Origin of the sequence: Cyclobacterium xiamenense (genome assembly GCF_900109255.1) — a bacterium.
Taxonomy (GTDB): Bacteria; Bacteroidota; Bacteroidia; order Cytophagales; family Cyclobacteriaceae; genus Cyclobacterium; species Cyclobacterium xiamenense.
Map to the genome: position 1 here is coordinate 1 of NZ_FNZH01000019.1, position 12,454 is coordinate 12,454.

General features: G+C 52.8%; 11 protein-coding genes. All 11 read right to left on the reverse strand.

The window, feature by feature from the left end; genetic code table 11:
• Window positions 1–286: 286 nt before the first annotated feature.
• The 11 genes from BMW71_RS23125 to BMW71_RS23175 all read right to left on the reverse strand — a co-directional run bounded on the left by BMW71_RS23125 (window position 287) and on the right by BMW71_RS23175 (window position 11,543).
• Window positions 287–946 carry a hypothetical protein gene (locus tag BMW71_RS23125; RefSeq protein WP_092178914.1) on the reverse strand — a complete coding sequence of 220 codons (660 nt, stop codon included), beginning with the start codon at window positions 944–946 and terminating at the stop codon, window positions 287–289.
• A 91-nt stretch (window positions 947–1,037) separates the two neighbouring features.
• Window positions 1,038–1,616, reverse strand: coding sequence for a Crp/Fnr family transcriptional regulator (locus BMW71_RS23130; protein WP_092178915.1), 579 nt, complete (start codon window positions 1,614–1,616; stop codon window positions 1,038–1,040).
• A gap of 128 nt (window positions 1,617–1,744) precedes the next feature.
• Window positions 1,745–3,250 (reverse strand): FGGY family carbohydrate kinase, encoded by a 1,506-nt coding sequence (locus BMW71_RS23135; RefSeq protein WP_092178916.1) that lies wholly within the window; start codon window positions 3,248–3,250, stop codon window positions 1,745–1,747.
• A gap of 62 nt (window positions 3,251–3,312) precedes the next feature.
• Window positions 3,313–4,287 carry an ABC transporter permease gene (locus BMW71_RS23140; RefSeq protein ID WP_092178917.1) on the reverse strand — a complete coding sequence of 325 codons (975 nt, stop codon included), beginning with the start codon at window positions 4,285–4,287 and terminating at the stop codon, window positions 3,313–3,315.
• Window positions 4,284–5,822 (reverse strand): sugar ABC transporter ATP-binding protein, encoded by a 1,539-nt coding sequence (locus BMW71_RS23145; protein ID WP_244891292.1) that lies wholly within the window; start codon window positions 5,820–5,822, stop codon window positions 4,284–4,286. The genes BMW71_RS23140 and BMW71_RS23145 overlap by 4 nt, the downstream gene beginning before the upstream one ends.
• Window positions 5,806–6,465, reverse strand: coding sequence for a DUF2291 domain-containing protein (locus BMW71_RS23150; protein WP_092178918.1), 660 nt, complete (start codon window positions 6,463–6,465; stop codon window positions 5,806–5,808). Before BMW71_RS23150 ends, BMW71_RS23145 begins: the two co-directional genes overlap by 17 nt.
• 37 nt (window positions 6,466–6,502) lie before the next feature.
• Window positions 6,503–7,450, reverse strand: coding sequence for a D-ribose ABC transporter substrate-binding protein (locus tag BMW71_RS23155; protein WP_092178919.1), 948 nt, complete (start codon window positions 7,448–7,450; stop codon window positions 6,503–6,505).
• A gap of 66 nt (window positions 7,451–7,516) precedes the next feature.
• A complete protein-coding gene (locus BMW71_RS23160; protein WP_092178920.1) occupies window positions 7,517–8,476 on the reverse strand; it encodes a transketolase family protein in 960 nt (319 codons plus the stop codon).
• Window positions 8,473–9,303: a transketolase gene (locus tag BMW71_RS23165; protein ID WP_092178925.1), complete on the reverse strand. Its 831-nt coding sequence runs from the start codon at window positions 9,301–9,303 to the stop codon at window positions 8,473–8,475. Before BMW71_RS23165 ends, BMW71_RS23160 begins: the two co-directional genes overlap by 4 nt.
• 37 nt (window positions 9,304–9,340) lie before the next feature.
• Window positions 9,341–10,768 (reverse strand): L-fucose/L-arabinose isomerase family protein, encoded by a 1,428-nt coding sequence (locus BMW71_RS23170; RefSeq protein WP_092178921.1) that lies wholly within the window; start codon window positions 10,766–10,768, stop codon window positions 9,341–9,343.
• 4 nt (window positions 10,769–10,772) lie between these two features.
• The gene (locus BMW71_RS23175; protein WP_092178922.1) at window positions 10,773–11,543 is read right to left on the reverse strand and encodes a DeoR/GlpR family DNA-binding transcription regulator; all 771 of its coding nucleotides are present in this window, start codon (window positions 11,541–11,543) and stop codon (window positions 10,773–10,775) included.
• Window positions 11,544–12,454 lie beyond the last annotated feature (911 nt).

Below are 12,454 nucleotides of genomic sequence, written 5' to 3' on the forward strand. Positions count from 1 at the left end.
CCGTGGAGGTTCGAATCCTTCTCCTACAGCAGGTTATTTTGGGTTTATTGTTAATTGACTAAAGCTATGAAACGTTGTTTCATGGCTTTTTTTGTGCGCAGTCCCGAGCGATTGGCGGCATGTCGAAGTGTCGTGGTACTGCCCTGCCCTCCGGATTTGCCGGTATCCCCGAATTCCTACCCAACATGGGGGGGAGTACCAGCGAAGGCCGCGGCCCTTTTGCCGGATCGATGAGGTGCAAACCAACTCGCTTTCATCGATTTTTTTTAGGGGCTATCCCTAGTGGCTAGTTGAATTCCCACCGTACAAATAGTCCGTAGTTTTTGCCAACCGATTTTTCCGGCCCGTATTGGTCCAGGTTGGCCCCAACGCCAAAAATAAGTTGGTCTTTTTTCAGGCCGCCGCGCAGGTAGACAAAACTCCGGTTGTGCTGCCCTTCGGACAGGTTCTGATTGTAGATAAACTGTAGCCTGCTGTATAGGGACCAACCTTTGCCAATGGGAGGCCGGTATTCGTACAGGCCAAATAAGCCCAGGTCGTTGTTGCCGTTAAGGAAGTATGAGGCGACGGTCACGGCAAGAAATGTCCGGGAAGCATACACATGCTGCGGTCCGAGGGTGGGCGAGAACCCCACCGCATCGTTGTTTTCCACCCCTGCCATCACACCAAAACCCTTTTTAAAGGTGTAATTCACCTGCACGGGAATGGTCAGGGAATTTTCCCGCATGTCGTTTCTGTAGTCCGCGGCAAAGGTCGCAATGCTCAACAAGCCAAAGCGGCTCTGTTCGCTGAATTTCTTGATCACTTCCATCTGAAAAAAGAACCGGTCGTGTCCGAAAAGGACCTCAACCGGAAGCGGGGGTTTCGGTTTCTGCGCCGCGCTGCTAAGTGGCAAGGCAGGAAGCAGGAAACAGGTAAGCAGTAGCGTTCGAGGTATTATTTTCATGGCGTGTATTTTTACGGCTGCGAATACCAAAGGTAGGAGGCTCTGGAAGCCCAAAGCTTGCGCTAGCGCAAGGATTTGCCGTCAAAACCCGTCATAGCTGGGATTTCAACCGACTCAAGGTGTAGGGCGTCACGCCCAGGTAGGAAGCCACCATTTTGCTGGAAAGGCGGCTTAAAATGCCCGGATGGTGGTCCATCACCCATTTTAGCCGGTCCAGAGCAGGCAAATTTAAAAAATGATAAATCCGTTGTTGGGAAGTCACATAGGCCATTTCCAATAGGTGCCGGTAGGCCTTGTTTACCTGCGGTACGGTTTCTACCAACTCCAGGTAGTCGGTTTTGGATACGACCAACAGTTCCGAGGGTTCCGCGGCCTGAATGTACTCCATGGAAGGCTTGCCTTCGATCAGGCTGGACAGGGCCGTAGCAAATTTGCCTTCGAAGGCAAAATAGCGGGTGGCGATCTCGCCGGCCAAATTGACCGAGTAAAAACGCAAGCAGCCCTTGACCACAAACAGGTTAAACGGACAGGTCTCCCCTTCTCGCAAAAGGATCTCGTTTCGCTTTACTTTTCTGGGTGTAAAGAACCGGGAAATGCGAGCGAATTCTTGGTTGGTCAGGGGGGATTTTTGGTGAAAATACCTGAAAAGGCAATCGTAATCGGTGGTCATTCAGCTAATTTAACCAAATACCCGGAAAGTCGGGAGCCAATCCTGGGAAAAAGTGAGGTCCGTTGGGGCCGCTAATCCCTACGCTTATCCCTAGCTGCGACGCTTTACAGTAGCGCATTGCCGGTCGGCTAAACCCCGTGCTTTTGGGCAATTAGTTCCTGCCAGGCCCGGTAACTGGCGGCGACGGCCGCATTATTGACCGGTAGGATGTTGGTTCGTTCCTGAAACCCTTGTAGCACTTCCAGGTTGGGGAAAATACCGGCCTGCAGTCCCGCCAGGTAGGCTGCCCCCAGGGCAGATACGTCCGCATTGGCCATCCGACTGACCTGCTTTTGCAAAAGATCGGCAAGAAATTGGGTGACAAATGCATTGTTGCTGATGCCGCCATCGACCATCAGGCGTTCGAGGTCCAGGCCGCTGTCCTGTTCCATGGCAGTAATCACATCCTTGATTTGGTAGGGAATGGACTCCAGGGCTGCCCGGACGACATGGCCCTTGTGGCAATCAAACGTTAGCCCAACCAGAGAGGCCTTTCGGCTCATGTCCCAATGGGGGGCTCCGAGTCCACTGAAGGCAGGAATCAAATAGACGCCCTGATTTGATTCCAATGCGCTTGCCATGGCTTCGGTTTCCGTGCTGTCGGAAAACAGGTTCAACTGCTGTTTGAGCCATTCCAGGCTGGCACCGCAGGAAACGATGACTCCCTCCAGCCCGTAGGCCACCTCTTCTGCGGTGCTCCAGCAGATGGTGGTGACCATTCCATGGGCGGAAGGGATGGGACGGTCTCCGGCATGCATCAGCACGGAGCAGCCCGTACCCAAAGTGGCTTTGGCCGTTCCGGGCGTAAAACAGCCTTCGCCAAAGGCCGCCGCATGGGAATCGCCGATCATGGCGGAGATCGGAATGGGGCGATCAAAGAGCCCATTGAAATCCGATTGACCAAAATCCGCGGCAGAGGGCCGGACTTCCGGCAGCTGAATGCCGGTTAACCCCAGCTGTCCGACCAAATCCCGGTCCCAGTCCAGCCGCTGCAGATCGAAAAACAGGGTACGGGAAGCATTGGTATAGTCGGTAAGATAGGCCTCGCCGGCTGTAAGCGCGTATAGCAGCCAGGTATCCACGGTTCCGAAATAGGCCGTTCCAGCCTGCATGGCTTTTCTGACCGTTGGATCCTGCTCCCGGAGCCAGATCAACTTGGTTCCCGAAAAATAAGGATCGATGATCAGTCCGGTGGTTTCCTTGATGCGTCCTTCCAGCCCTTGTTCTTTAAGCCGCTTGCAAATGGGAATGGAGCGCTTGCATTGCCAGACGATGGCATTGCATAGGGGCTTGCCTTGCCGATCCCATACCAAAAAGGTTTCCCGTTGATTGGAAATACCACAGGTCCGAATGTCGGCACGGGAATACCCGGCTTGTTCGAAATCGCTGAGGCATGTTTTCAAGGCATGCAGTACATTTGCGAGCAGATCCCCGGGAACCTGTTCTACCCAGCCTCCTTCCAGGTACAGGCTGCTCAAGGGGGCGGTAGATTTGGCGATGGGCTGCCCCTTTTGGTCAATGATCAGTACCTTGGTTCCACTGGTACCCTGATCGATGGAAAGGATAAAATGATTTTTGTCTGGATTTTTGTTCATAAGGTTTTCGGTTGAGGGGCTGGTGCGTTACCTGGCTCCGGGGTAATGCGCAAAGCCGGTACTTATTTCCGGGTGTTGGCTTTATCGATCATCACAGCCAACAGGATGACCAGGCCCTTCACCACCTGTTGCCAGAAGGGCGATACGTTCAAGAGGACCAATCCATTGTTTAGCACGCCGATAATGACCCCACCCAGCACGGCACCCAGGATACTTCCCTTGCCGCCGGACAGGGAGGTGCCGCCGATAACCACGGCGGCGATGGCATCTAGCTCGTAGCTGATTCCGGCATTGGGCTGGGCAGAGTCCAGGCGGGAGGTGACAAGGATGCCTCCGACGGCGGCCAGCCCTCCAGCCAGGGCATAGACGGACATTTTCACCTTACTGATCGCAATCCCCGATAGCCGAGCAGCCCGCTCATTGCCGCCGATGGCATACACGTAGCGTCCAAACCGGGTTTTGTTGGTCAACACCACAGCCCATGCCACGATCACTGCGGTGATCCAAACCGGCATGGGAATTCCCAGAAACCAGCCCGTTCCCAAAAAAGCAAACTGTTCGCCCAGTCCATTGATTGGAAAGCCACCGGTCCACAACATGGTAAGTCCCCTGGCGATGGTCAACATGGCCAGCGTGGCTACGAAGGGAGGCACACTAAAGCGGGTAATGGTCCATCCATTGAACCAACCCAGGCCCACACCCAGCGCCAGTCCGACCATCACCGCTCCCAGGGGAGCGAAACCCACAAAGAGATTCAGGGATTCAAAAGCAAGACCGTTTTTTAAAAGGGAAGCCGTCACGGCACCACACAAGGCAAGGATAGACCCTACGGAGAGGTCGATACCGGCTGTCAGAATAACCAGGGTCATGCCCACCGAAAGGCAGATGTTCACCGATACCTGCCGCATCACGTTCCAGGCGTTGGCAGTGGTCAGGAAGCGGTCGGAAAGAATACTCAGGACCAAACAAAGGATAAACAGGGCGATCAAAGACTGGAACCTGGATAGCTGATGGGTTGGGATTTTCAAAGCGGTCATGGGCTTGGGTGTTTTTTGGGAATGGCGGCAGCGAGGATGCGGTCTTCGGACGTGCTTTCATCAATGGGAATCGTAGCGGTTAATCTCCCCTCAGAGAGCACCAGTACCCGATCGGCCACGGCCAGTATCTCGGGCAGTTCGGAGGAAACCACGAGCAGGCCCAATCCTTCGGTAGCCAGATTCCGGATCAGTTTGTAAATTTCGTTTTTGGCGGGAATGTCAATGCCGCGGGTGGGCTCGTCGAGCAGGAGTACCTTGGGTTTGGTAGCCAGCCATTTTGCGAGGACCACTTTTTGCTGGTTGCCGCCACTCAGGTTTTCCACCCGCTGCCGAATGCCGGTAGTTTTGATCTGCAGCTCGCGCCGGTATTTTTCAGCCAATTGCGCTTCTTTCCCCTCCTGGATCCAGCCTCCCGAAACCAGCTCATCCAGTACGGCGAGGCTGGTATTTTGGGCGATGTCCATTCCCAGGACCAGTCCCTCCTGCTTTCGGTCTTCGGGTACCAGGCCCAGACCGGCTTGCATGGCTTCCTTTGGCCTGCGAAAGGGTCCATTGCGGCCGCCCAGCGCAATGGACCCCTCGACCTGTCCCGGACGCAGCCCAAACAGGGCCTCCAGCAGTTCGGTCCTCCCGGCGCCCATCAATCCAAATAGGCCCAGCACTTCTCCTTTGTACAGGTCAAAGTCGATGGCTTTTAACAAATACCGCTGCTCTCGGTTCGGGTCGGTAAGGGCCAAATCCCGTACCTGCAACAGGCAATCGGAGGAGACGCTGCTTCTATCGTTTCGGTGGAGTTGCAGTTCCCGGCCCACCATTTTTCGGATCAAGGCATCGCTGCTTGTATCTTTCAATGCACCTGTCTCAATCAACTTTCCGTCCCGCAAAACCACGTAATTATCGGCGATTTCAAACAACTCATCCAATTTATGAGAAATGTAAGCAATGGCCTTTCCTTCCTTTTTGAGGGTGCGGATGATGCGGAAAAGTACAGCTACTTCATTCTCGCTAATCGCAGAGGTGGGTTCGTCCATGATGAGCACCTGGCTGTCGAGCGACAGGGCTTTGGCAATTTCCACCAATTGCTGCTGCCCCACCTTCAGCTGCTCTACCGGAGTATCCGGGTCAAGGGCTAACCCGACCCGCTCCAGCAGGGCCTGGCACTGCTCCCGCATCGTCTTTACATCCAGGAAGCCAAGCGAGGTCCGCGGTTCCCTTCCCAAAAATACATTTTCCCGGATACATAATTGAGGGATCAGGTTCAACTCCTGGTGAATCATGCTGATTCCGCGGTCCTGGGCTGATTTTGGATCGGTAAACGTGACCGGCTCTCCGGCGTAAAAAAGCCTGCCCTGGTAATCGGCATACACCCCCGATATGATTTTCATCAGGGTAGATTTTCCAGCTCCGTTTTCTCCCAGAATTGCCGTAACCTTCCCCGGGTACAAATCCAGGCTCACCTGCTGCAGGGCCTGAATGCCGGCAAAGGATTTACTGATCGAATCAACCCGTAACAGGGCTTCAGTTGGCTGTTTCATCTGGATTGTTTTCGAAGTCAATGGATATGGGTATCACCTCCAGTTCAGCCAGATTTACCTGGCTGCGGTTCATTTCGATGGCCCCGGTAAAACGAATCGACCGATCAGGGGCCGCCCCTTGTTTGAGGGGTGGAAGTACTTCCGTCCGAACGATGGCATTGAGGGCTTCGGAGACCTTGTTGAAGTCCATGGTGTTGTCAAAATCCTGGATGTTAATCTTGCCGCTGCCATCCCGGACTGCATTGCCGAAAATATATTCGGTAGCCAGGTTGACGCTGGGCAGGTTTTCTTTGCCCTCCAGGGAAAGAGTCAGGGCATTTTCGCCGATTTGTTGCAGGGTTCCTGAGCCACTAACGAAAAAGAAGCGGATGTTTCCGATCCCCACCGCGTTTGAATGTTCGTCGAAGGCAGCGCCGGGATTTTGTTCCAGCATTTCCATCAACGTTCCCAGGTCAACGGCTTCGTCCAGGCTGTTTATTAGTTCCTGCTCCCAGAAATCCCGGGCAAAGGCTTCGGGATCAAAGGCGCCGACGTTTGCTCGGGCGCGTACCTCGTCCAGCTTTTCAAAACGCAGGGTACTGAACAGAATCAGCACCGCGGTGAGTCCCAGCAATACGTTTTTCCACTTGGCTATGCTCTTCATCGCGCATTGGGTTTATTGGGGTAACTTTTTGGTTGGCTCATTCTTCGCTCTTGCCGTAGGCGGCGTAATGATGCACGTTGCCTGCATGTACCAATTCCACATCTACGGGTAATTTTGGGATGAATTTCGTTTCTCCGCGAATGAATTGGTCGGCAAGCTGAGCGGCCGTTTCGGCCATTACTTTGGGGAACTGCATGGCTGTGGCCGCGATGTTTCCCTGTTCGACCGCTTCGATCACATCGGAAGCTCCGTCAAAACCAAAAACGTGGACCGTTTCAGCCAATCCGGCGGCTTTCAGGGCCTGAAAGGCACCCATCGCCATGGCATCGTTTCCGCAGAAAACCGCATCGACATCCGGATGCACCTGAAGGATGGATTCCATCACTTCCATGGCCTTGTTCCGGTCAAAATCGGCGCTCTGCTGGGCGACCATTTTCAAGTCAGGGTAGTGGTCGACCACGCTGTGAAACCCACTGGATCGGTTCCAGGTATTGTTATCGCCAACCAGCCCGAGCAGTTCCACGTAATTGCCCTTTTTGTCCATTTTTTCAACGAAATACTTTCCAAGGGACACACAGCCGGAATAGTTGTCCGAAAGGATTTGAGAGGCCGCCCGGTCGGAGTTGACTTCCCTGTCCATGCAAAATACGCCCAATCCTGCATTTGCTGCTTTGACCACATTGCTGACCGATCCCTCCGCATCGGTAGGGTTAAACAAAATTGCCCGGTATCCGGAGCTAATGGCATTTTCAAAATGATCGGTTTCCAACGCCGTGTTGTTTTGGGAGTCAAAAATGGTCGTCTCGTATCCCAATGCCCGGGCTTCTGCCGCGGCGGTCTCTGCCAATACCACAAACCAGGGGTTGTTCAGGGTTGAAACCACCACGGCGATGCGTTCGGGACCTTCCTGCGTATTCCGGTGGCAGGCAAATCCGATTCCAAGGAGTAATAACCATGCTGTGCCAAGTAAGACGGAACGTTTCATAATGGGTTGCTTTTGCGTTTATTGGCCAACTGCCGAAGATCGACCGATGGTTGTACTTTCGATGGTCTAGTGAAGTAGGTGGACAAGAGCTTTGGCGATCCCCGATTCGGAGATACCGTAATGCTCAAATATTTCTTTTTGAGAACCCGTTACAGTATATTCATCGGGAATCCCCATGATTTTAAAGCGAGGCCTATGCCCTCTTTGCATAAAAAAGGCGGCACATGCCTCCCCTAGTCCTCCATAAATGCTGTGTTCCTCCACGGTCAAAACCGCCGGATACCTCTTGCCGACTTCTTCCAGCAAGTCCTCGTCCAACGGCTTGATCGTGTGCATGCTGATGACACCGACCTGCCATTGGTACTGTTGTTCCAAACGGATTGCTGCCAACAGCGATGGGTAAACGGTTTCCCCCGTTGCGAGGATTACTGCATCCGTTCCGGCGCGAATTGTTCGGCCCTTTCCCAGTTGGAAATCCGGTGTATCGCTCAAAAAAGGCATGGCCTTTTTGCCGAAGCGCAGGTACACCGGAGAAGCAAGATCCGCCGCCTGCCGGATGGCCATTTCTGTTTCGTAGTTGTCAGCCGGGGCGACAATGGTCAGGTTGTTCACTGCGCGTAAGGCAGCAAAATCGTGTAAACTGTGGTGGGTAGATCCCAGGGCCCCGTAGCTTACTCCGGCACTTATGCCAATAAGATTGACGGGGTTATCCGAGTACGCCACGTCGTTTTTGATTTGCTCGAAGGACCGGGCCGTGAGGAAACAGGCCGGTGAAACGGCAAAGACGTTCTTTCCACAAGAAGCCAGTCCGGCCGCGATTCCTACCAGATTCTGCTCGGCGATACCAACTTCAACCAGTTGTTCCGGAAATTGCTTCCCAAAGGGAATGAGTTTTCCGGAGCCCCTGGAATCGCTGCAGACGACTACAACCTGCCGATCGTGGCTGGCCAGTTCCTGTAGGGTGGCGGAGAATTTTTCCAGATTGGCCGCACCGGGCCGGATTTGTAATCGTTCGGTCGTTTTCATACCAGGAGTGCCTTCTGTTGATCTTCCAGTTCTTTGATAGCCAGCAGGTATTCTTCGTCGCTGGGTACCCCATGGTGCCACTTCAGGGTATTTTCCATAAAACTCACCCCCTTTCCTTTCAGGGTATGCGCGATGAGGAAGCTCGGTTTGCCTTTGACGAATGGCACGGAATGGAGTGCCTTTCGCAAAGCACCGATATCGTGCCCGTCTACTTCCCGTACTTCCCAGCCAAATGCTTTCCATTTTTCTGGCAGCGGCCCCGAATGGAGCACCTCTTCCACCGGGCCTGTTATTTGCAATTTGTTGTAATCCAGGATGGCAGTCAGGTTGTCCAGCTGGTAATGGGCGGCTGCCATTGCCGCTTCCCAATTGGACCCTTCCAGGAGCTCTCCGTCGCCCAATAGGGTAAAGACCCGGTAGGGCTTTTGATCCATTTTCCCGGCGAGGGCCGTTCCCACGCTCAGGGGTAGGCCATGGCCGAGTGCCCCCGTGTTTTGTTCGATCCCGGGCACTTTCCGCGTGGGATGGCCGATGAAGTGGGATTGGTACCTGCAGAGGGTATCCAGTTCGGAGAACGGGAAAAAGCCGTTATCTGCCAGAACCACGTACAGGGCTTCGACCGAATGTCCTTTGCTCTGAATGTAACGGTCCCTGTCGGGGTCGTGGAAATTTTCCGGCCCTACACGCAGTACATCCCGATAGAGTACATGCAGGATGTCCAGGCAGGACAGACTGCCCCCGGTATGCCCGGCCCCGGCCTGTTTGATGTATTGCAGGGTTTTTTTTCGCAGTTCCAGGGATTTCAACTGTAGTTTCTTGTCTGTCATGGTATGCGGTTTATGCTGATAACGACTATTGCCTGGCTCAGGCATGTTGATGTACTTCGTAGCCCAAATAATTTTCAAAAGCTTCCTTCAGCACCTGGCCGGAGTGAGAGGCATTCATGACCACGTGGTGCTCAAATCCGTTTTTGCATACGTACTGCATCAGACCCTGCAGGTCCGGTATTTTGGCTACCGCACGGTTTCCGAAGGTATGCAAGGGATCGTCGGTAAGGTCACCCTGTCCGATATAGGCTTTTATGATGCCTTTGGGGTCATCGGTACTAATGCGTCCGAAGGTAAGGGGGGAAGCGGGAGTTCTTCCGGAGAGCGCTCCATAGGTGTTTTCCTCGCCTACGGATGTACCCAGAATGGGAGCCGTTCCCATTTCAATGTCCGGCAAGAACGATTTGGCCCAATTGCCGCAATGGAAAAGTACCACCTTTTCGGGATCCGTTGCGTAATTGTTGTTCCAATCCACCAGGGCACTGGGCGAGCCGGAAGCGAGCTGCATGGCGTACATGGTAAGGGTACCGGTGACATCCACCTCACAGGCGCTGGGTTGCATGTTTTCGCTCATCATGCTCATGCTCGTACACACATTGCAGCCGTAGTTTTCCTGCACCGACGTCCAGCACTGGATCGCCGTGGCATCCAATGCGTTTTCCTCCACAAATTCGTTGAGCACCACGTCCATTTTGGCGATTTGAATCAAGGACTGTTGGGGGGTCTTTCCCAGCGCGGTGTAGGCCGCAATTTGCTCCAACGTTGCCTGTACCCGGCTTTCCGCGGCATCCAGTTTTCCGGCTTTTCCCAGGATTTCCGAAAGGTCGATGGTAGTCACGGAAACCCCGTTGCGTTGCAGTATTTTCTCACTGTACCGCACTGTATTGAAACCGCCGGGCCGGGCTCCGATGGCGCCAATCCGTACCTTGCGCATGCCCTTGACCACCCGGCATACCGCTACAAAGTCCAACAGTTCTTGCGAAAACCCGGGGGAATCCGGTGAAACGACATGGGATGAGGTAAGGGTGAAGGGGATGCCGTACTGGTACAGGTTATTGCAGACGGAAATTTTGCCACACCAGGCATCCCTCCTGCGGGCCACATCCAATTTGTTCAAATCGTCGGGGTAAGCCTGAACGAGTACCGGCACCTGCAAATCGGCCAGATTAATGGTCTCGGCTACCCCTCGTTCGTCTCCGAAATTGGGAAGGATCACCAGGATTCCCATGAGTTCGTCACGGTGATCTTTAAACAATTCGGCGCATTTTACCGCGTCTTGATAGGTTTCCACGCCTCCCAGTTTGGTGTCCTGATCCCCTAGGAGTACGGGCTTGATGTCCAAGGTTTCAAAAAGCTCCAGGATGTCTTTCCGGGCTTCCGATACCAACTGATCCGGGAAAAAATCCCTGTTGCCAATAACGACACCCAAACAGGCTTTTTGTCGTTCTTTTCCTTTGAATAACATGTCTTTAGTCTGAAAGTATGAGTTCTATTTCGTTTGCTTTAAACAGGTCCTGGTGCCTGGGATCCACCTTGGAATCGGTGATGATATAGTCGATCAGCGAGAGCGCCCCCAAACTGGCAAAGGCACTCTTTCCGAATTTTGTCGAATCGGCCACCAGGTACGTGGTGTCGGCCGCGTCTATCATGGCTTTTTTTACCACAATATCGCTGATACTCGGATAGGTCAATCCTGCCTTGAGGGAGATGCCAGCCGTGGCCAGGAATAATTTCTGCACGTACAGGCCGGAAAAGAAATCAGCCGCTTTTTGACCCGTTAGCGAAAGGGTTGGTGGCTTGAACTCTCCTCCCGTCATGACCACTTCAATGTGCGGCTCCGCCCCCAGTATCAGCGCGATGTTGAGCGCATTCGTGATCACAGTAAGGTCCCGAAACCCCTTGAGCTTTTTGGCAATTTCGGTGGTAGTCGAACCCGAGTCCAAAATAATGGTGTCCCCGCTTTCGATGTATTCGAGGCATTTTAAGGCGATCAGTTCCTTCTTATCCAGGTTGTCCTGGTTGAGCAAAGAAAAATTTCTGACCTGATCTTCCATGTTTTTCAGAAAAACCCCGCCATGCTCCCGGACTACCTGTCCCGTTTTTTCCAGCTTTTCCAAATCCTGCCGTATGGTCACCTCGGTCACCTTAAATATCCGCGACAGTGTGGAGACTTTTGCCGAACCATCCTCCTTTAGCAGCTCGATGATCTTTTCACGGCGTTGATTGGGCAATAAATCCATGCAGGTACGTGTTTTTGGTGCCGAAAATTCGAACGGTTCCGAAAGAAAAGCGAAGTGTAAGAAAGCAACCCGGAGCCTTAGGCAGTCGCGCGGGACACGTTGTCGCCTCTTTCTTAATCCCCATTCAGTCAAAATTTGGGCAATCAGGCAGGCTGTTCCCTACCCGAAGGAATTAAAATTAGTAAATAAACGTAAAAAAACAAAAATTAAAGTAAATAAACCAAATAAACCGCAGGTATTTTTTGCTCCCTGTTTCAGCCGGAGAAAGACCCGAGTGGCACCTTGATGGTCAGCGGGGCGGTGGCGGCTTGTTCGCATGGCTGTTGGGTACAGTGAGCGGATACTGTGGACACTGGCTAATCTGACAGGTAAACCTGGTGGATGGAGAAAGTGGAGGGTGGCACAATGGCCCAGGGGGTTTGTAAGCGCTTCGGCTAGAGCCCAATCCTGCGCTCCTTGTTCTACTATTGGCAAAAAGGGGTCTAATTCCGGCTTTTTGCCCTACTAAAAAAGCATCGTCTTGGACAATTAAAAAATACGCAATTTGTGCAGATATTTCGATATCTAAAATATAAATAGCGTAACAAAAAAGGATAAAAAATAAAAATACCGTAAAAAATAAGGTATTTTTTTGCCAATGTTTTATTTTTTCGATTCATTTATTACCTTTGAATCATCAAACAAAGACAAACGGTCTTGACTGGCATAACAGCCAGCAGTTTTGACACAATACTGTAGGATGATGAAACCTGCCTTCGGCAGGCGAGTAAAAGGCGACAACGCTTTTTCGTTTTCATCTTCATGCAAATTAAGATCACACACACTGTAGGGTGATGAAACTGGCAGACATGCCCTCCTGTCTCGGGGGTGGGGAGTCCGGAATAAAGCAAATAGCGAGCTCGTATTTTGCC